22 protein-coding genes are annotated in these 19,817 nt (G+C 41.4%); 10 read left to right on the top strand and 12 right to left on the bottom strand.

Annotation, left to right across the window (positions count from 1 at the left end):
• The 3 genes from ACSR9O_RS02960 to cysK all read right to left on the bottom strand — a co-directional run bounded on the left by ACSR9O_RS02960 (position 1) and on the right by cysK (position 5,349).
• The gene (locus ACSR9O_RS02960; RefSeq protein WP_260356892.1) at positions 1-3,021 is read right to left on the bottom strand and encodes an ATP-binding protein; all 3,021 of its coding nucleotides are present in this window, start codon (positions 3,019-3,021) and stop codon (positions 1-3) included.
• A 21-nt stretch (positions 3,022-3,042) separates the two neighbouring features.
• Positions 3,043-4,326: a metallophosphoesterase family protein gene (locus ACSR9O_RS02965; protein ID WP_260356891.1), complete on the bottom strand. Its 1,284-nt coding sequence runs from the start codon at positions 4,324-4,326 to the stop codon at positions 3,043-3,045.
• A gap of 99 nt (positions 4,327-4,425) precedes the next feature.
• Positions 4,426-5,349 carry a cysteine synthase A gene (cysK, locus tag ACSR9O_RS02970; RefSeq protein WP_101224192.1) on the bottom strand — a complete coding sequence of 308 codons (924 nt, stop codon included), beginning with the start codon at positions 5,347-5,349 and terminating at the stop codon, positions 4,426-4,428.
• A 295-nt stretch (positions 5,350-5,644) separates the two neighbouring features.
• Here cysK and ACSR9O_RS02975 point away from each other — a divergent pair, with 295 nt between their 5' ends.
• Complete coding sequence (locus ACSR9O_RS02975) at positions 5,645-5,833, top strand: YhzD family protein (RefSeq protein WP_101224193.1); 189 nt, start codon at positions 5,645-5,647, stop codon at positions 5,831-5,833.
• A gap of 96 nt (positions 5,834-5,929) precedes the next feature.
• Here the strand turns inward: ACSR9O_RS02975 and ACSR9O_RS02980 are convergent, their stop codons facing one another.
• Both ACSR9O_RS02980 and ACSR9O_RS02985 read right to left on the bottom strand, forming a co-directional pair.
• Complete coding sequence (locus ACSR9O_RS02980; protein WP_101224194.1) at positions 5,930-6,727, bottom strand: enoyl-CoA hydratase; 798 nt, start codon at positions 6,725-6,727, stop codon at positions 5,930-5,932.
• Between the two features lie 92 nt (positions 6,728-6,819).
• Positions 6,820-8,436: a long-chain fatty acid--CoA ligase gene (locus ACSR9O_RS02985; RefSeq protein ID WP_491723878.1), complete on the bottom strand. Its 1,617-nt coding sequence runs from the start codon at positions 8,434-8,436 to the stop codon at positions 6,820-6,822.
• Positions 8,437-8,684: 248 nt separating this feature from the next.
• Here ACSR9O_RS02985 and ACSR9O_RS02990 point away from each other — a divergent pair, with 248 nt between their 5' ends.
• Both ACSR9O_RS02990 and ACSR9O_RS02995 read left to right on the top strand, forming a co-directional pair.
• Positions 8,685-8,903: a hypothetical protein gene (locus tag ACSR9O_RS02990; protein ID WP_491723879.1), complete on the top strand. Its 219-nt coding sequence runs from the start codon at positions 8,685-8,687 to the stop codon at positions 8,901-8,903.
• Positions 8,904-9,023: 120 nt separating this feature from the next.
• Entirely contained in the window at positions 9,024-9,902 is an 879-nt protein-coding gene (locus ACSR9O_RS02995; RefSeq protein WP_202190619.1) for a dimethylarginine dimethylaminohydrolase family protein, read from the top strand.
• A gap of 199 nt (positions 9,903-10,101) precedes the next feature.
• Here ACSR9O_RS02995 and ACSR9O_RS03000 read toward each other — a convergent pair whose 3' ends face one another.
• Entirely contained in the window at positions 10,102-10,500 is a 399-nt protein-coding gene (locus tag ACSR9O_RS03000; protein WP_101224196.1) for a hypothetical protein, read from the bottom strand.
• Positions 10,501-10,892: 392 nt separating this feature from the next.
• Here ACSR9O_RS03000 and ACSR9O_RS03005 point away from each other — a divergent pair, with 392 nt between their 5' ends.
• Positions 10,893-11,342 (top strand): DinB family protein, encoded by a 450-nt coding sequence (locus ACSR9O_RS03005; protein WP_491723880.1) that lies wholly within the window; start codon positions 10,893-10,895, stop codon positions 11,340-11,342.
• A gap of 340 nt (positions 11,343-11,682) precedes the next feature.
• On the opposite strand, the gene ACSR9O_RS03010 is transcribed toward ACSR9O_RS03005, so the two are convergent.
• The 6 genes from ACSR9O_RS03010 to ACSR9O_RS03035 form a co-directional block, all read right to left on the bottom strand.
• Entirely contained in the window at positions 11,683-11,949 is a 267-nt protein-coding gene (locus ACSR9O_RS03010) for a transcriptional regulator SplA domain-containing protein (protein WP_241663197.1), read from the bottom strand.
• A gap of 115 nt (positions 11,950-12,064) precedes the next feature.
• A complete protein-coding gene (locus tag ACSR9O_RS03015; RefSeq protein WP_101224440.1) occupies positions 12,065-12,931 on the bottom strand; it encodes a Cof-type HAD-IIB family hydrolase in 867 nt (288 codons plus the stop codon).
• 147 nt (positions 12,932-13,078) lie between these two features.
• Positions 13,079-13,435, bottom strand: coding sequence for a YlbF/YmcA family competence regulator (locus ACSR9O_RS03020; RefSeq protein ID WP_101224200.1), 357 nt, complete (start codon positions 13,433-13,435; stop codon positions 13,079-13,081).
• A 73-nt stretch (positions 13,436-13,508) separates the two neighbouring features.
• Positions 13,509-13,619 carry a hypothetical protein gene (locus tag ACSR9O_RS03025; RefSeq protein ID WP_101224201.1) on the bottom strand — a complete coding sequence of 37 codons (111 nt, stop codon included), beginning with the start codon at positions 13,617-13,619 and terminating at the stop codon, positions 13,509-13,511.
• Positions 13,616-13,861, bottom strand: a complete 246-nt coding sequence (locus tag ACSR9O_RS03030; protein WP_491723881.1) for a hypothetical protein — start codon at positions 13,859-13,861, stop codon at positions 13,616-13,618. The genes ACSR9O_RS03025 and ACSR9O_RS03030 overlap by 4 nt, the downstream gene beginning before the upstream one ends.
• Positions 13,862-14,355: 494 nt before the next feature.
• Positions 14,356-14,562: a hypothetical protein gene (locus tag ACSR9O_RS03035; protein ID WP_157831091.1), complete on the bottom strand. Its 207-nt coding sequence runs from the start codon at positions 14,560-14,562 to the stop codon at positions 14,356-14,358.
• Between ACSR9O_RS03035 and ACSR9O_RS03040 the strand changes: the two genes are divergently transcribed.
• The 6 genes from ACSR9O_RS03040 (at position 14,561) to ACSR9O_RS03065 (ending at position 19,805) form a co-directional block, all read left to right on the top strand.
• Positions 14,561-15,613 carry a YheC/YheD family endospore coat-associated protein gene (locus tag ACSR9O_RS03040; RefSeq protein WP_491723882.1) on the top strand — a complete coding sequence of 351 codons (1,053 nt, stop codon included), beginning with the start codon at positions 14,561-14,563 and terminating at the stop codon, positions 15,611-15,613. The genes ACSR9O_RS03035 and ACSR9O_RS03040 overlap by 2 nt on opposite strands.
• A 16-nt stretch (positions 15,614-15,629) precedes the next feature.
• Positions 15,630-16,700: a YheC/YheD family endospore coat-associated protein gene (locus ACSR9O_RS03045; protein WP_491723883.1), complete on the top strand. Its 1,071-nt coding sequence runs from the start codon at positions 15,630-15,632 to the stop codon at positions 16,698-16,700.
• Between the two features lie 3 nt (positions 16,701-16,703).
• Complete coding sequence (locus ACSR9O_RS03050; protein ID WP_101224205.1) at positions 16,704-18,071, top strand: YheC/YheD family endospore coat-associated protein; 1,368 nt, start codon at positions 16,704-16,706, stop codon at positions 18,069-18,071.
• The gene (locus ACSR9O_RS03055) at positions 18,068-19,264 is read left to right on the top strand and encodes a YheC/YheD family endospore coat-associated protein (RefSeq protein ID WP_230177325.1); all 1,197 of its coding nucleotides are present in this window, start codon (positions 18,068-18,070) and stop codon (positions 19,262-19,264) included. Before ACSR9O_RS03050 ends, ACSR9O_RS03055 begins: the two co-directional genes overlap by 4 nt.
• Positions 19,265-19,327: 63 nt before the next feature.
• Positions 19,328-19,531, top strand: coding sequence for a YheE family protein (locus ACSR9O_RS03060; protein WP_063232286.1), 204 nt, complete (start codon positions 19,328-19,330; stop codon positions 19,529-19,531).
• 85 nt (positions 19,532-19,616) lie between these two features.
• Complete coding sequence (locus ACSR9O_RS03065; RefSeq protein ID WP_053534060.1) at positions 19,617-19,805, top strand: hypothetical protein; 189 nt, start codon at positions 19,617-19,619, stop codon at positions 19,803-19,805.
• Positions 19,806-19,817 lie beyond the last annotated feature (12 nt).

A 19,817-nucleotide genomic window follows, 5' to 3' on the forward strand; every position in this document is an offset into this window, starting at 1 on the left:
TTATATTTCAGGGATGATCAAATCATTCATATCCTGGCGCAATACGGGGCTGGATAGACGGATCACTTGATTTTCGCTAAAGTGCTCCATTATATATCGGTGACAAGTAAAAAATAAAATTTGCCGCTTTTCCGAAACTTTTTTCAATAACTCGAGCATCCGTTTTGTCCTTTCCGCATCAAAATTGACGAAACTATCATCAATGATGAGAGGGAATGAATCATTTTCAAAAGTATGGTCAGCAAGTGCAAGCCTTAGGGAAACATAAATTTGCTCTGCTGTCCCGCGACTGACCTCTTCAACCCTGAAACTCAAACCATCATTGCGCTGTACCCATATTCCTTCACCCGACTGATCAAGTATGATCTTACGATAGCTCCCATTCGTTAAAAAGGAAAAGTGCCGCTCGGCATCAGCGATGACCTTAGGTAGGCGTTCCCTTTTATATCGGTCCAATGTTTTATTCAATAAGCTTTTGGCTATTGCCAATTTCGCCCATTCCTTCGCCTCTTCGTTAAAAGCAGCTTTTTCTTCATGAAAACGATGAAGTAAATCATCATAAATCCCTGAAACTTCAAGCTGTTTTATCTTATGCCTCGCATCCGCCTGCTTCTCTAATAAGTGGGATTTCACCTTTACAGAATCCTTCCGCTTCCGTTCTAAATTTTCAAATGTATAAGTATTGATCTCCAGTTTTAAGTAAGTTCGGATTTGATCAGGCAGCATTCCGGATTGCCCAATTTGAATGGCAATCAAATCAAGCTGTTTTTGTAAAGTGATTTTCTTTTCGGACAATGCAGCGTCATGCCTGAATTCTTCCTCGTCCTTGGCCTTCGCTAACTTAAAAAGCATTTCCATTTCTGCATCAAGATAGCCATTTTCCATCGTCAGCTGCTCGATTTCGTTCGTCAAACGACTTCGTTCCTGCATCCATTGCGTTAGTTGAACCGAGAATTCAACCGCTTTATTCAATTCCCGCTTCAATAGGCCAATCGCTTCCCGCCATGTGGATGGTTCAAAATCAAGGCTGTGTGCAAAATGAAATAAAGCCTTTGATTTACCCTCAAATTCTGCCTGCAGAAAATTATGCCTCTTGATTGATTCATATTTCCTATCAACGGCTTCCTTCCATTTCTCAAGAAGTTCAAATACAGATTCAAGATTGATTTCCATTCCGGAATAAGACAGACCCCAACCGCTTAAGATGCTCCTCAATTCTTTATCCAACCGGTCCCTTCTAGCTTCCCAATCGGCATACTCCTGAATGGTCGATTCAAACGCTTCCTCCCTTTCTTCATATTTGAAACTTTCACTTTCAAAACGCCTTTGGAGACGTTGGTCCAGTTCAAGCAGCCGACCCATCGACTCTCCTTCACTCCCCCTATTGGTCTCACTCCCAATTGCTGCCCTTTTCCTTTTCATCTCATCCAATTGCCTGATATACCCGGACAATACATCATCACCTTTAAAAAGATACCTGGAAACCGCAAACAGAACAGCCACGGCTAGTAGTATCATCCCCAACAAAATCTGTTCACTGAAATAACTTCCAATAGCACCTAAACAAAGAAGTGCTATTAAACTGCCATTCATGATATGTGAACGTTTGCGATTATCCGCTTCCTTCTTCCTCTGTAATGCCAATTGCTTTTCAAGTTCAAGTATTTGTTCATCAAGTATAAGCGATTGTGCTGCTTCAAATTCGATGTTATTCTGCTTGTTGTATATGGACTCCAGCTCGATTCTTTTTTCATCTGGCATTAACTGGGCCTTTATCTCCTTCAAGCGGGCTTCTGTCGTTTCCAAACTTCCCTTTTGCAGTTCATATTTCTCATCAAGCTGCTTTTTATCATTTTGGAGTTGATGCTTTTCCCTCTCAGCCCTTTTCACCTTTTCCTTCATGAATGTACTGATATCCAGTTTTCTTATTTCATCATCAGAAACATCCAAGAATAATTCCTGCTTCACCTTTTCGATATTCTTTTCTTCCAACAGCCTTTCGTGTTCCGCTTTTCTCATATCCAGCTCGAGCTTCTCCAGCAATGTTCCTTGATCGATTGCATGTTCAATTTGCTCTTTATGCTCTTTGATGAACGGATTGATTTCGATTTCCGTGAGTTTGCCCTCAAGTTTGTCCTTTTTCTCAGTCAATGCCGCAAGTTGGGCTTTCATGGGCATTCCAACTGCCTGTAGCTGTTCAAGTCTTTTTAAGCCATCAACAGGAAAACTCACATCCGGAATTTTACTTATTTCGGCCTCAAGTTCCCCCTGTTCTTCAACCAATGGTTTAATTCGCAAAAAAGTACTCACGTTAACAAGGTTTTCTTCTATCTCTTGAATATCTTCCGTGACTTTGTAGAGCTCCTCCTTAAGTTTTGCTTCCTCCTGAAGTAATGCCGTATACGACTGCTGTTCTTCTTCTGATGCTTTCACCTTTTTCTGCAATTCCTTAAGTTCTTTCAATCTCACATTCAGTAAAGGTTTTTGGCCTGATGGCTTGAACCTCGAATCGAGCTCTTTTTGCAATTTCGTTTCGGCTTCAAGAAGTTTATCATTCCCGATCAGCCCAGCTGAAAGCAGATATTTACTCATGGTCCCTTCACTTAGTGTATGTAATCCCTGCAGCCCTTGAAGGTCGAAAGAAAAAATGGCTTGGTAATAGTTTTTATCAACTCCATGGAGAATCTCATTCAATTCTTCCTCGCCGCCGACCCTTCCATCCTCGAAGGTCAATTTTACATCGCCAGTAGCTTTTCCCTTCACACGTTCAATAACGATTTCCCCATCTTTTTTTGTTATGAGACTGAGCCTTCCCCCATATTTGGCATGCATTTTGGGCTCGTAACGCGGTTCGTTTTGAACCTTTGTCGGAAAACCAAACAGCATACTATGAATGAAGGACATGATGGTTGACTTGCCCGATTCATTTTCCCCAAAGAAAATCTGCAGCTGTCCCAATTCAGGAAAACGCTGATTTTCCAGTTTGCCGTAACCATAAACATGGAGGTCTTTAATAATCAAATCCGTTCCTCCTCCCTACACTCATTTATTCGCATCAAAAACTTGCAATAGCCATCTTTCCGCTTCATCCACAAGTTCCCTTTGCTCCTTTGGCTCTATTGTATCAAGAAACCTTCTTGCACCCGGATGAATATAAAGCGGGGCCAGAGCAGCATCCGTATCATCAAATTCAGATGCAAGCATTGATACCTCAGCCATAAATGGCAATAATGTTTCATTTGACTTAATCATCGGTATCGATTGGATGATTTTGATTTTATACACCCAGACAAACGATTCCCCCTGGTCCTCTTCCTGCAAGATCCGGGTCAATTCTTCAAGATATTCCCCGGAAGCCCCTGCTGCGTCACCTGCATCCAGCTTCAATTCCAAAAGAAAGCTTCTCCCATCGAAGCCCTTCCGTTCAATTACTTCCCTGCATTGCTTGAACAGGGCATCAAATCCACCATCCGCGGTTATTTCAATTGTTTCGCTTTCCCATATCACTTCAGAAGTTTCAATAAAGGAATGACGCTTCATGTCCCCGTCGAATTCGACGAGCAGGCACCCTTTAACGCCAGACTCCTTTCTGTTCCTGCCTTGAATATTTCCTGGGTATATCACTAGCGGATCTTCTGAAACTACCTGATGCTTATGAATATGGCCTAATGCCCAGTAATCGAAATCTTTGGCAGCTAGTTCCTTCAATGAAAAAGGGGCGTATGGGCTATGTTCGGAATTGCCTTCCAAATTCCCATGAAGCAGCCCTATATGATAATCGGCCCCTTCAGCTTTTATGTAGGTTTCGATCATTCTTTCCCTTACGTGACGGCGCGGATAACTGAACCCATAAAGGTGGACAGTCGTCCCATCGATTTTTTCAAACCGTTTCACTTCGGTTTGCCCTGAAAATATGTAGACATTATCCGGCAGCTCCACAGTAATCCATGAGCCGCTGAGATGATCATGGTTACCATGAATGATATAGGCAGGGATCTGATGCTGCTGGAGTTTTTCCATTTCAGTCCGAAAGCGGACCTGTGTCCGGAGACTCCGATTCTCCCCATCAAATAAATCCCCCGATAACACGATAAAGTCAACCTGAAGGGAAATTGCTTCATTAATGATGGTTTGAAAAGCTTTAAAAGGAGCTTCCCTTAATTCCTTTAATATAGATGACGGCATATCCTTCAACCCTGAAAAGGGACTATCCAGATGGAGATCCGCCGCATGAATGAACCTCACACCGCTCAATAGTGTCACCTCGATTTCTATCAACGTTTCACATTTAATTTTAACATGAACAGAACATACTTTCCCATACATTATTATTTTAATATGTCATCATGCAGTATGGGCAAATTCAACAGGAAAAAGACCGAATGGCGTGAACATTGTTTCATTCACGGCATTCGGTCTTTTTCATCATTCAAAAATATCCATACTTAAATAGCGTTCACCATTATCCGGTGCAATGCATAATACTCGTTTTCCACTTCCAAGACGACGGGCTTCCTGCAGGGCAGTCCAGACAGAGGCACCTCCTGAAGGTCCAATCAATATACCTTCCTTCGAAGCCAGATCCTTCATGGTGGATATCGCATCTTCATCAGCCGCTTGAACGATTTCATCAAATACCTCTGTATTTAAGATGCTGGGGATAAATCCAGGGCTCGTACCCACTAACTTATGAGGACCAGGCTTTCCGCCCGAAAGAACTGGGGAACCCTTAGGTTCGACAACTACAACCCTTAAATCCGGCAGATGTTCTTTTAAGGCTTCACCTGTACCGGTTATCGTTCCTCCCGTTCCAGCAGTAGCGACAAACACATCCAGTTTACCATCCATCTGATCCAGAATCTCGACTGCTGTCGTCACTCTGTGAATATCAGGATTGGCTTGGTTTTCGAATTGCTGCGGAATAAAGCTATTAGGAATTTCTGCGGCTAGTTCCTCAGCTTTACGGATGGCTCCCGGCATCCGCTCTGATGCAGGGGTTAGGACAACTTCCGCTCCGTATGCCTTTAAGATATTGATTCTTTCTTTCGACATATTATCCGGCATGACCATAATCGCCCGATACCCCTTTGCCGCGGCATTCATAGCAAGCCCAATACCTGTATTACCTGATGTTGGTTCTATGATCGTGGCCCCGGATTGAATGATGCCGTCCAGTTCAGCCTGCCTAATTAAGTTGAAGGCAGCTCGATCCTTTACACTGCGGCTCGGATTGAAATATTCAAGTTTCACAAATACTTCAGCATCACCCTCCGCCGTTAAATGATTAATCCTTACAACAGGTGTATCTCCTATCAATTCAGTGATATTATTAACGATTTTTACCGTCATTCAAAAAATCCCCCTTCGATCCATACACTTCCTAGATGCACTTTTACTCAGGTTCATTATATCATTTATGATTTTTCATTTTAAAGAGAGAATTCCTCTAGTATAAATAGGTTTTGTTTTGAAGTTAGTTCGGTATAGTTATTTTCCATCGTTTTTCAAGATATTCAGCTACATATCAATATTCCCTGTCTTAATACATTTCCCTCACATAACAATAGTCAAAATTGACAGATAATGATAAAATTTTGATAACAGTTACTAAGACAATAACATTTTTGATAAGGGAGTTTTTGAAATGAGCAGAATATACAAATTAACCGTTTTTGAACCGTCAGGGGAAAAACTATTGGATGAATCATTTACAGCCGAGAATGATGAGCAAGCTAAAGAATTGGGACAAGATCTGTTGAAGGAAAAAAACTATCAGGATCGAACACATCGCTGTACATCACCGTCAGGCGCTTTATTGCTTTTTCATCGCTGATCGAAAATGGAAGCGCAATCACTAAAACATGATCAAGTTTCAGACACATTCCTTATATAAAAAAGGCCGTCACAATAACGTGACGGCCTTTTTCATTCATTTTCCGATGAAGTTCGGTTTCCTTTTTTCCACGAATGCTTTTATTCCCTCTTGATGGTCCGCTGTTTGGCGCATTTTCATCTGGGCAGCTTTTTCAATCTCAAGGATCTTAATCAATAGCGGGCGATTTTTTTCACTAAGAATTTTTTTCGTTTTAATCATGGCCTGAACCGGGCTTTGCAGCCATGATTGCACTTTCTTCTCTACCGCATGTTCCAAGGTTCCGTCAGCCACTTCATGAATGAGGCCCTTTTCTTTTGCTTCAAGCGCAGTAAGCACTTTACCTTCCCAGATTAGTTCTTTTGCACCCACTTCTCCAAGACGGCGTTCAAGGAAGAAGTGTCCCCCGCCATCGGGGATTAATCCAATCCCGATAAAATTCATCGCAACCTTACTTTCCGAATCGGCAATAAGATGATCGGTTGCAAGAGCTATACTTAACCCAAGCCCTGCAGCTGCGCCATGAATGGCACTGATGGTCAATTTAGGCATGAAGTATAGAGTGGTCACCAATTCACTGATTCCATCCATCAGTTCATCGAAAGCGTTTTCTTTTCCAGGCGAGAGCATCATCTTAATGTCACCACCTGCGGAAAATGCTTTCCCATTCCCTTTTAAAATGACGACATCCACATCATCATTCTCACTTACTTCCTTCAGGGCATGAATAAAGTCATGCAGCATTTTCGGATTTAAAGCATTCATGGCCTCTGGACGGTTCATTGCAACAGTGGCCGTCCTGTCCGAATATGTGACTAAAACAGTGCCTGCAGGTGATGTCGATTCAATACTCAATTTATTTCCTCCTCTTTCGTTCTATGACTCTATTATATATTCCTCACCATTATCAGAATAGGGGGAAAAGTTACAATTATACAGATCCAGCATTATTTATTGATATATTTATCCTGAAGCTGATCACGCAATGCCCTTTTCAAGAACTTCCCAACACCCGTTTTCGGAATTTCATCCAAAAAGACCACTTCATCCGGCAGCCACCATTTTGCAAACTGCGGCATTAAGAATTCGATGATGTCTTCCTGGGACACTTGCCCCTTATATGCGCCCTTCAAGACAACACAAGCGATCGGCCGTTCCTGCCATTTTTCGTGAGGCACTGCAATTACCGCCGCCTCAAAGATTCCTTCATGGGCCATTAATGCATTCTCTATATCTACGGAAGAAATCCACTCACCGCCGCTTTTTATCAAATCTTTCGTCCGGTCAACGATTTTGACGAATCCTTCTTCATCAATCGTGACAACATCCCCCGTATACAGCCAGCCATCTTTAAACGTATCCTCTGACCGTTCATCCTTAAAATACTCATTCGCTATCCAAGGACCCCTGATCAGCAATTCGCCCATTTCTTTTCCATCTGGTTTCACTTCGCCGTCCTGACCGACCACTTTAATTTCTATCATTGGCGAAACAAGGCCCTGCTTGGCCTTCAACTCATAAAGTTCTTCTTCAGGGAGGTCCTCCTGATAGCTTTTTGGTTTCGAAACAAAAACAAGCGGGCTCGTTTCAGTCATTCCATAGGCATGCAGGAATGGTATCCCATACTTTTGTTCAAAGGTTTGAATCATGCTTTTTGGAGCAGCCGACCCTCCGCATAGAACAGTGCGAATGCTGCTCGTATCATGGGTGCCTTCTTCCAGCTCCTTCAATAAGCCCAGCCATATCGTCGGAACCCCTGCTGCGATTGTAACCTTCTCCTTTTCTATAAGCTCAGCCAAAATCTTTGGGGTGAAATAGGGTCCCGGCAAAACCATCTTCGTTCCAAACCAAACACTGGCAAAAGGCATGCCCCAAGCATTTACATGAAACATCGGCACGACAGGAAGGGCTACATCACGTTCGCTTAATGCTGTGGAATCGGCAAGCCCCAGTGCAATCGCATGCAGCAAAATTCCGCGATGTGAATAAACCACACCTTTCGGATTTCCAGTCGTGGCGGAAGTATAACATATGCCGGCAGGCGCATTTTCATCCAAGGTTTGAATGAATGGCTGTTTCGGATTCCCCTCGGCTAATAATTTTTCATAATGATAAATGGGTGAAAGGGTCGTTTCAGGCAGCTCCTCTTTATCCGTCATAATGATGTACCCTTCCACTGTCGTTAACTCATCTTTAATTGCTTCCAAGAGGGGAATGACATCTGGGTCTATCAGTAATAATCGATCCTCCGCACTATTGACGATATAAGAAACATGTTGAGGAGACAGACGCATATTGATTGTATGAAGGACAGCACCATGACAAGGAATCGCAAAATATGCTTCTAAATGCCGATGATGGTTCCAGGCAAGCGTTCCAATACGGTCACCGGTTTGAATGCCGAGTTTTTCAAGATTACTGGCCAGCCTTCTTGTACGCTCAGCAATCTCTGCATATGTAAATGTGTGAATTCCACCATCCGTACGCGAAACTACCTCTTTCTTCGGAAAATATTTTTCAGCTCTCTCAATGATTTGAGTCATGATCAATGGAGTATCCATCATTACAATCTCCCCCTTATATTAAAAGCATCCTCATTATATATTCGACCAGAAAAAATATAATCCTTTATCCCTAGGTGCCTTTTACGATTATTTTGAATTTGGGTTTATCTAGATAAAATTTTTAAATCAGTTTGACGATTTCGGAAAGGGAACGGATTTCTGAAACGACTGGAATGTTTTTTAAATAAAAAACTGCAGGCAATCTCGCTCTTTATGGGTTTATACTGTTTTATGAAACCTTCATTGGATTGAAGAAATTTGCGACACTCCTGCCGAAAAACTGGCTAGATGAGACCCCGGAGACGTTTACGGCGAGGAGGCTTGGCAGGCAGTCGGCGGAAAGGGAGCGGATTTTCGAAACGACTGGAGCGTTTTTTAAATTAAAAACTGCAGGCAATCTCGCTTTCTTCGATTTGAAAGGATCAAACCGGTATATAACGGAATCATTTCTTAGGAGCGTAATCTGAAAAGTTATTTTTAAACCCTCCAAATTTATCGGTGCAGTTCCCTGACATATATTTTTATGTTTCTTTCTAGAAAAAAGAGGAAATAGTAAAGATACAATTATATTTAGAGGGAGCTCATTTATGGTAAACAAAATAAACGAAGAACTAGAAGCTTATTGCGCGAGTGAATATTCAAAGCTATCACGGGTGATCGTCTGTGAACCTCGTTATATGGAAATCCGGGAGATCATTAACGAAACACAAAAAGAGTTCCAAGAGGAAAATATAGATCAAGCACTAGCCTTGAAGCAGCACACCCAATTTACAAAGGCACTTGAACACGAAGGAATTGAAGTCATAAAACTTACGCCTCAATTTACATATCCAGAACAAGTTTTCACTAGGGATATCGGTTTCACTCTTGGCAATACCGTTTATGTGGCTGAGTTGGCAACAGGTATCAGGCAGGGTGAAGAACAAATATTGAAATCCTGGCTCGAAACGAATGGCATCTCATATTTCAACCTACTCAAAAATCATATTGAGGGCGGGGACGTCCTTATTGACGGAAAGACCATCTATATTGGAATCAGTGAAAGAACGGATGAAACTTCCGTCAAGCATCTTCAAACCTTATTACCGGAATACGATGTCATCGCGGTTCCTTTCATTGAAACATTCCTACATTTAGATTGTGTTTTCAATATCATATCACCGACAGAAGCGCTTATTTTTCCAGAGTCCTTTACAAAAAAAGAAATGGATTTATTATCTTCACGTTATGACATGATCGAAGTGACTAAAGAAGAACAATTCACATTAGGAACCAATGTGCTTTCGATTGGGAATAAAAAATTATTCAGTCTTCCATGTAATAAACAGGTAAATAGTGAGCTTCGTAAACGCGGATACGAAGTCATCGAAGTCGATATAAGCGAAATCATCAAGTCCGGCGGCTCCTTCCGTTGCTGCACTATGCCACTATTGAGGACAACGAATAAGAAGACTGATTCAGCCTGAGCAAAATGAAAGAACCCGGACTTGTATGGAAATCCGGGTTCTTTCGCCTTTTTTCAAAAAAGGTGTCATAAAACAGGAAGGAATAAGGGTTTAGTTCTTTTTTTAATGCCTCGATTCCATCCATTACACTTTTTCAAATAACTCTGTTGATATTGAGGCACATGAGAGTTCTAATGTTAATGCTTGTCTGGAGGCCTTTTCATTTATGCAGCAGTCTTAATAAGATTTTTGAATCCTTTCTATTTAACTGTACATACTTACTGTGTTCATCCTTCGTCAATTCTACAATCTTTCCATCAGGATTGACCCAAACATAATATACGGTTAGTCTACCTTCGTTTTTCTCATCATTAAAATAAAAGATGAAGTCCGCCTCAGGATGATCTTCAGCCAACGCGAATTCTTCCCAATCTGCATTTCTTACTATTTCTTTTGTTTTTTCTGTTTTCCCCATTTCTATCTTTTCTTTATATGCTTCGAATTTGTAGTGTTTACCTTCATACTTTTGAACGGAAATATGTTCTTGCTTTGTTGTACAGCCCGAAGCTAACGTTATTGATAATAGGCTAAGTGCAACAAGCAGCTGTTTCCTTTTCATTAATGTCATCTCCTCATACCCAATGGATTAATTATCCAATATATTTCATTATACTTCTCCACGCAAAAGAGTAATAGGAATGTTTGTCGATTTATTAACCAAAAAAACTTAAGCTTTTGGCTTAAGAGTTCTTGACCCCTTGTATCCCTTGGACCTGCATTCAACCATTCAGAAAGTAGTTGATGCAGCCTTCCTTCCATTTCATCAAAAGCACATACTTGCTTATATTGCATTTAATTCCATTATTAGCCGACAATAAAGAACCCTTTTAAATTGATAAGCCTTCCCCTATTGAAAAGACTTACCTAAAATTTGATAATATTGAAATATCCTTGCTATAATTTCATGGGATAGCGTTTAGAGAAAAAACAAGATTGAAAGGGGAATGTAAAATGAATTATGTAAAAAATCAGCTAACAGTCATGCGCGGCAATCTTTTAAAAGAAATCGATGGAATCAAACCAGAGTTTATGGATGTACAGCCTGAAGGTTTTAATAATACAATCCATTGGCACCTTGGACATGTCCTTACTGCAGCCGAAAAATTTTTATTGGACTCCAATAGTGAATTGCCAGCGAATTACGGCCAACTATTCGGATATGGTTCAAAACCAGCGGACTGGACTGGGGACGTACCTACCGTTGAAGTATTAAAGCAACAACTGCATGAACAACTCGATCGACTTCTTGAAATTCCAGAGGAACGATTGACTGAAAAAACACCACAGCCTTTCAACGGAATGGAAACAGTGGGGGAATTCATTAATTTTGTAGTGCTCCATGAAGCCAATCATATTGGACAAATTCACGCAATGAAACTCTTAATCCTATCCAATAACTGAGATTAGACCATAACTGTCACTCTGTATTTCTTGAAATAGGAGTGGCATTTTTTTATTTTTCACAGTCAAATATGCTGTTTCAATCACTAATTGCCTCTGACATGGGAGTATGGGTGCTTTTATCTGAGTTCGAGCTTTTATCGTGAGTTCGAGCATCCACTCTTGAATTCGGAGCTTTTACTTGTGAGTTTGGCGCGTTTACTCGTGAATTCCGAGCGTTTACTCGTGAGTTTGAAACAAATACTCGTGAATTTCGAGCGTTTACTCGTAAATATAATCAAAAAGAGCCCCCGCTCTATGAGCGAGGGCTTTCATCTGTTCATGCGAAGTGAACGTCTCTTTAAGTCATTTGGTTATCCATATAATCACTGTATGCTTTTTCCGCTGCGGCTTCCGAAGTGAACAAAGCATCATCGTCCTCAATCGTATGAAATGTATCGTTCAGGAACAAGGCAACTGCATTTGGATCTTTGGGATGCTGAACGATTTCCGCCGCCCTTATATTCGAAACGGTAGGAACGTGGGGATTATTATAAATCACAAACACCTCGTCACCGACTTGCACTTCTTTTGCATTGATTACACCCATTGAATTCTTCCTTTCCATTACTGAGTTTACTTTAGCTTATGGAAAGAAGCTTATAATTATTTATGAAATATGACAGGCCTAAAAAGCGGAATTATCTGAATGGGGCCCCTTCTATATGAAGGAGCCCCGCCATTCACTTAAGCATATTCATCTTTTGTAAAAAATCGATTGGATGCTGTTTCCGGAAGAATTCCCTCAGCATATAGGCAACACCATCTTGGTCATTGGAGCGCGTCACCCATTTAGCCACTTTCCTTACTTCCTCATCTGCATTGCCCATGGCAACTCCCAGACCGGAACCGGCAATCATCTCGATATCATCCAATCCATCTCCAATCGAGACGATTTCCGTTCTTTTCACCTCTAAATGGTCAGCTAAATACAATACACCGCTCCATTTAGAAACACCCTTCGGAACGATTGTCAGCTTATGTCCTGGATGCAAGATTGCATCAACCTCAGGGAACATTTCCTTTATCAATTTCAACATATCATTTCGAGCACTTTTTTCTGGAAATATAATGTCCATCTTCGTCGGGGCCATCGGCTGGTCAATAAGCTCTTCACTGATATCATCCACATAATTTTGAGCATAAATATTTTGATCATTCAAATACATTACCGATTTACCAAGCAAATTCTCCGGGAGGTTCACCCGATTGCCCAGCGAGTATTTCTCATGAATGAGCAATATTTGGCACGTTGTCTTTTCAAGCATTTGCACGAGCTCTGCAGTCAGTTCTTCTGATATTCTTTTTACCATTATCGGCTTTTCTATGGAAGCTCCGACAAAGGCTCCTTGCTGAGCAACGATCATCGGATTTATTTTTAGGGCTTTGGCCACTTTTTTTGCTGAGTGATAGTTTCTTGACGTCACAAGTGCAACATGGACACCTTTTTGGTGAACATAATCTATTGCTTCTTTAGTCGATTTATTTAAACGGCCATTCGACTGGAGCAATGTCCCGTCGATATTGACCGCAAGTAGTCGATATACCATGCTGATCTCCCCCATCTGTAGTATCCTCTTTCCAAATTTATGACTAAAATTTCGGGAATAGAACAAATAGTGGTTCACGACCCTTGCAACGGTGCTTACAGGAAACAAAAAAACCCCCAACCATTATGGAAGGGAGTCTGTAACTTCTTATTGCTGTTGTTCAGGTAAGCCATATAAATCTTCAAGCGGCTTCATGATAATTTTATTGAGGTCTGCTATGACCATGCTCATCCGTTGTTCAGCTTCCATCAATTGTGAAATGGTTGGGTTTTGTTGGACAAGCTGTACCGTCTTTTGTGCTTGCTCAACCTCTTCCGGTGCAATCTCCTGTCCCATCATTTGCTTTTGCTGCAATGTCATCTGCAAATTACGGAAGTTTTCAAACATTCCTTTTGTTGCTTCATCAGAATTGACAAGATCATATAAGCGTTGCAAATCGGCATATTCATTACTTGCCCTAATTGCCTTTTCCATTTCATACGCTGCATCATATACGTTACTCATTTATTTCCCCTCCCGGTAATCATTGTATTCCTACACCTTTTCCACTATAACAAATCCGATTGCGAATTACACGTCATCCTATTAAAACAGTTACGAAACCTTGAAATAAACCGATTATTCCACCAAGCAAAGCCCCAAGGTAGATGATTATCGACAATTCCTTCTTAGTGATGGAAACGATCATTTCCTCAAGTCGGGAAATGGAACCGGCTTATTCATGATTGAAGCGACAGGAAGCATTTCAGCCGTTTTTTCGTTATATCGTTTCTCTTCCGCCCATGTTTCATATTTACCAAGAAAGAATGTTTGTAATCTCTGTTCTAACGTAAATGAAGAATTCTTCATTCCCAGTTGATCAAGCATTTGAGCAGTACTTTTTTCCATGGACAATGCTTTCTTTACTTCTGCCTTCACGAAAATTTTCATATTCTGTATAGAGGCATCTGATGACTTTACTTTGAATGCTCTCTGGCGTGATTAAATGATCAACACCAATTTGCCTAACTGTTGCCTAACACATTCTGCCGCTTCGGAATCAACACTGTGTCATAGGCAGCTGTTTCCCGAAAATATAGATTGGTTTATAAAGTCTGAACAGCATTGTGATAGCTAATAATTTAGTGAAGCCACCTATTACAGCACCTAAGACGACCATACAGTATCCTTAACCAAAACTCCATGAAATTTCTCCATTTATTGCTTTAAATAGAGGCTTGATGACACCTTCTAATTAAAAGAACATAGAATGTGTTATCCACATTTGCCCATCATTTAATTATTAAAGGATATTAAACTTAGTGCAAACGGGGAATTATTATGAACCTTAACCATCAGAAAGTTTTCATTACGGTAAATCCCGCAGAGACGCGAAAGAAGGCGCTACTGTTTATCGAGGAAAAACTATTTGAGGAATGGGGCCTTCAATTTGGAGAACCCGTAACGATCATGGCTGGATGCCGTTCGGTCCCGGTACTTGTCCAGCCATTCCCGTCATCCCAGCCTACATTGAAACTTTCATATGATATGAACCAAACTTTATCCTTACCCAGTTTTTCCGATCCAATCTCCGTCTCATACAATGCGGAAGGAAGGTCAATTAAAATAGGCCCTTTCTTCGCTTCACTCATGAACCAGACTCCCTTGCAAGACGGGACATTCGGTGAGATGGAAAAATTTTATCAGGAAATGAAATCATATTGTAATCAGCAGGGAATCCCCTTCTATTTAGTAAAATTGCAGTCTCTTCAAGAAGGAGTTGTGGAAGGCTACCTGCCTGGGCAAGATGGCTGGCAAACCTTGCCCCTCCCCATTCCTGATGTATTTTATAACCGGATACATTCGCGCAAACTTGAGGAATCACATTCTTTCAAGCTGTTTAAAACTGAACTGGAGGAACGGTCAATACCGATGTTCAATGGAAGGTTCCTCTCCAAACATGATGTACATGAACTGCTAATCTTAGAAAATGAGCTGTTGCCAAATTTGCCGGAGACGATACTTTTTTACGAAATGGAATCTTTCTTGAGGTTTATAGAAAAGCATTCGGTAATCTACTTTAAACCCGCATCAGGCAGCCAAGGCAGGAATATATGCAGATTAACGCAAGTAGCTGGAAAATGGAAAATCGAGCAATCCGGAAATCTCCAGGATGTGCATTTTGCTGATACGGATGAAAAGTTGTACGAAACCTTAAAAAGGTTTTCCAGAAAACAATCCTTCATTCTTCAAAAAGGGATTTCCCTATTCGAAACCGATCAGAGAAAAGTTGATTTCCGTATACTTCTTCACCGGAACGAACTGCTTGAATGGAAAGTTTCTTCAATGGTTGCCCGGATTGGGGACCCTGGCACTATCGTTTCCAATCTTGCACAAGGCGGCTTGATGAAAAATGGCCCGGATTTTCTAAAGGAAGCATTTGACCTTCAGAACGCCAGCCGCATATATCAAAAGCTCGTTCGGCTGGCTAAAAACACTGCCCAGGCCTTGGTCGAAAACCATGAAGATTCATTCGGGGAGCTAGGGATCGATTTAGCACTGGATACCGATACCCATCCTTGGATCATCGAAGTGAATTCAAAGCCTTCGAAAAAATTTCAAGGCAACTATGAAACCTTTCGTCCATCAGTAAAATCCATCATAGATTTCATGCTTGCCCTTAACCGCGAAAACCATCCATAAAAGGAGTTGCTAGCACGTGTTAATAGGATTAATGGCCACGTCGGATACACATGAAAACAACTACTTCACCGAAATAGCCAAAACCGCAAAATCATTTAATATGAAAGTTTGTAAATTCTCACCGGAAAATATTGATATGGATCTGAAAAAAGTCCGCGGCGAGCGTTTTGATGACGAGAATGAAACTTGGATCGCCGCATCTTTTGATATACCTGATTTTGTTTATGATCGCTGTTTTCACGGATTAGTCCGGGAGTCAACGGAAACGCGGCACAAAATCGATTGGTTAAAAGATAACTCGTATTTCTTGGGGCTTGGCCTTCCTGGTAAGTGGGAAGTGTATCAAATCCTAAAAAACCATCCACTCCTACAGGCATTTTTTCCAGAGACCGTACAAGTGACGACACCTGAAGATATTACCGGTCATTTGGAACGCCTGGATAAAATCATCATCAAACCTGAATTCGGTGCAGGCGGTACAGGGATCTATCTGCTTTCAAAAAACGAGGACGGCACCTTGGTATCCATGACGAAAAAGGGCACCAAATATGACCGCCAATTCCCCTCCAAATCTCAGCTTAACAAATGGCTGCAGCATTTATTAAATCGATACCGTTACCTCTGCCAGCCATATTTGGAGCTTTGCAACCAAAATAACGAGCCATTCGATTTACGGATTTTACTTCAAAAAAACGAGAAGAATCAATGGATGGAACGTGGCCGCGGAATTCGTACGGGACAAAAGGACGGAATCACCTCAAATCTTGCCACAGGCGGGGAAGCCATTTCATTGGATAATTTCATCAAAAGAAACCCGGAAACGATTTCGATTGCCGTCGAACAAAAGATTCAGCATATCCTTCGCACCCTGCCGGCAGAAGCCGAAGCTGTCTTTGAAAGGTTATTCGAGTTGGGGATCGATATAGGCATCGATAAAAAAGGCCAAATATGGATAATGGACATTAACTCGAAACCCGGAAGGAAAATCATTCAGGCACTACAGCCGGAGACCATGAAAGATATTCATCGCGCACCGTTTCAATATAGCCAGTATTTAGCCGAACATCTTCAGAAAGCAGGTGAATAGATAGTGAGAAAGACTTATCCTGCCGAAATTGCCGCTATCCCCGGCAATGTTCTCTACTACCCTTCAGAGCTTGGAGATTTGGCAGAGATTGAATTAATTTATTTCGGACGACATTCATGTCCTGCCACCGTCAAACAAAACCCGGCCGTCAATCAATCAATCGTCCTTTCGGAAAGTCTTGCGGAATCTCTAATATTCGATCATACCGATATTCCCCTTCATTTATTCATTTACGGCAAGAGCATTCATATCGGACCGCTGGTCGGAATCTTTTCATCAGGCTTCACCGGCATTTCAAACAAACCATTGGGCGAGAGATCGGATTTTTTCGCAAAGCTCCTTTCGCTTAGCAGGACCACAGGCTGTATCCCCTTTGTATTTGGGGAGAATGTAATCAATTGGGATGAGGAGACAATCAAAGGTTATGTGTTTGATAACGATGACTGGCACATTAATGAATTTCCTTTTCCTAATGTCATCTATGACCGGCTCCCAAATCGGTTGACGGAAAACCGCGATGGACCTAAAGAAGTGAAGCAGAAATTTCAAAAAGAATATACCATTCCATGGTATAATCCTGGTTTTTTCAATAAATGGGAGGTAAATGAAAGGTTATGCGCAGATGAGCGGGCACTGCCATATTTGCCGGAAACGTATCCATTTCAATCCATGTCCGTGGTGGAAACCCTTCTTTCCCATTACCGGCAAGTTTATATAAAGCCCATTCACGGCAGCCTCGGCCTAGGGATTCATCAAATTCTTTATGATAAGCATGAGAATGTTTACTATTGCCGCTATACAAATGAAGCAAAAGAAAATAAACTGCAAAAGTTTTCCACACTGGAATCCATCGTTAAACATATTTTTCACGACCGGCCGCTTGAGAATCTTATCGTGCAGCAGGGCATCCCATTAATTCGATCTGAAAAACGTCCAGTGGATTTCCGGGTCCATACGAACAAGGACAGTAATGGAAAATGGCAGGTAACCGCGATCGCCGCAAAAATCGCCGGTGCCGGCAGCGTCACGACCCATATTAAAAGCGGGGGTGTGATCAAAACGGTTGCCGAACTGTTTGGAGATGACGGTGAGGCCAAAGAAGTCGAACGAAAGCTATCGGAAGCCGCACTGATTTTAAGTGACAGTATAGAAAAGAACTTGGACGGCATCGTTGCAGAAATAGGATTTGATTTTGGATTGGATAAAAAAGGGCAGGTTTGGATGTTTGAAGCCAATTCCAAACCGGGACGTTCCATCTTCTCCCATCCAAAACTCAAGGATTTCGAATTGCTGACCAGAAAGCTTAGCCTTGATTACGCCATTTATCTTACGGAACAGACGATTACGAAATCAATCAGTGTGCCGCGATGAACATTTTTTACGATATCCCCACTGAAAATTGGTACCACAATCAAGAAAATGCGGAACTTTTCGCCGGCTCTGCCGAAGAGGTAATCAGCTATAATAAGGATCATACGAATCAACCCCTAATTCCTATCACCATATTTCCAGGTAACCGGATGCTTGCCGTCGGCATACTGACTGTTTCCAATCCCAAAAAGGAATCAGGTTTGGGTGGAAACCTGACCCTTTTTCGGGACCTATCACTATATTTATTGAAACATGGAATATTGGCGTATGTATTCACAGAAAAGGCCCTTCATTCCGAATCGATGAGAGGGTATGTTTTTTCCTCCATTTCAAACAAGTGGATCGAATGTAAAGTGCCCTTCCCTGACATCGTCTATAACCGAATCCCCTCTAGGAGCTATGAGGCGTCAGGAGAATTCCAACAGCTCATCGGATATTTTAAAGAATCTCGAATGAATCTTTTCAACCCCTGTTTCATAGATAAATATGTGATGTTCGAAGCATTGATGGAAGAAGGATCTCTCACCAATCACCTTCCGCCCACCATGGTCTTGCGAAACAGCGGCTGCCTTGATGCTTTCCTGGAGACCTACAGGCATATATACCTTAAACCTTGCAAAGGAAGCCAAGGTAAAGGCATTTATACCATTATCAGAAATGATGATGATACACTATTGTTCAATAGCTTAAAGCATAGTGAATCCTTCCCGGATTTCGCGTCATTCTGGGAAACAAAAAAAAGGGATTTATTAAAAAGGAGCTACCTTGCTCAACAGGCGATCATACCAAAAAAACTTTTTGGACACCGTTATGATTACCGGATTCTGGTCCATTATGAAAAAGGTTTTTATAAAGTGACCGGCAAAGCGGTAAGGATGTCACAAACTCAGGAAATCACCACCCACACTCCCCAAGGGGGTAAGATCTTTCCTTATCAAGACCTGCAATCAAGAAGCCTGAATCGAAAATTAGCGAAAATCGCCCAAAAAAGCGGTGAGATACTTTCAAAAAAAATCGGATTTCTCGGAGAGTTTTCCATGGATATAGGGGAAGATGAATCAGGATCGCTCTTCATATACGAGGTGAACTCAAAGCCCATGCAATTCGATGAGGAGGAAATTGAAACAAACAGGCTTTTGCATTTAAAAAATCTTTTTATTGAATTAACTTTTCCCAGCCTGACAATTAAATAGCACCTCCAGCTGCCGTTTTCCATTATAATTAAATGAGAAACTGTATATATGGAGGTAATACATATGATTACTCATTTTCAATGGGCACCACTGCATAAGAATCTGCCAGGATGGAAAATTTCCTTTTATTTCAACAAGCAGGCAGTCCAAGCCTTGTATCATAAAGATGGATCCATCGAGTGGACAGCCAATCCGCCTTCCGAAACAGATGAAGCCAAACTTAAAAGCATGATACATGATTTAATGATCTTCCATGTATATGAATGAACCGCCTTTACATTCATGAAATCCCTAAACAGAATAAAAAAAACTCCTTTGCCTAAACTAAAGAAAAGGCTAGGAGGGATTTATTTTGGATAAAGAAAAAATGACATTTTTGAAGGATACCGAATATGATGGCAAGGACTCCGTTTACCTTGATATCGACCGTATCATCAATGAAGGAATGGCAGGCGGAAATGTGTATGAAGTCGCTAACCTTCAGAACATCGAAGAAGCACATGATTTTTATGATGAAACAGATCCCAATATCAATAAATGAATTATGTGGGCT

The organism is Peribacillus sp. B65, assembly GCF_058513295.1.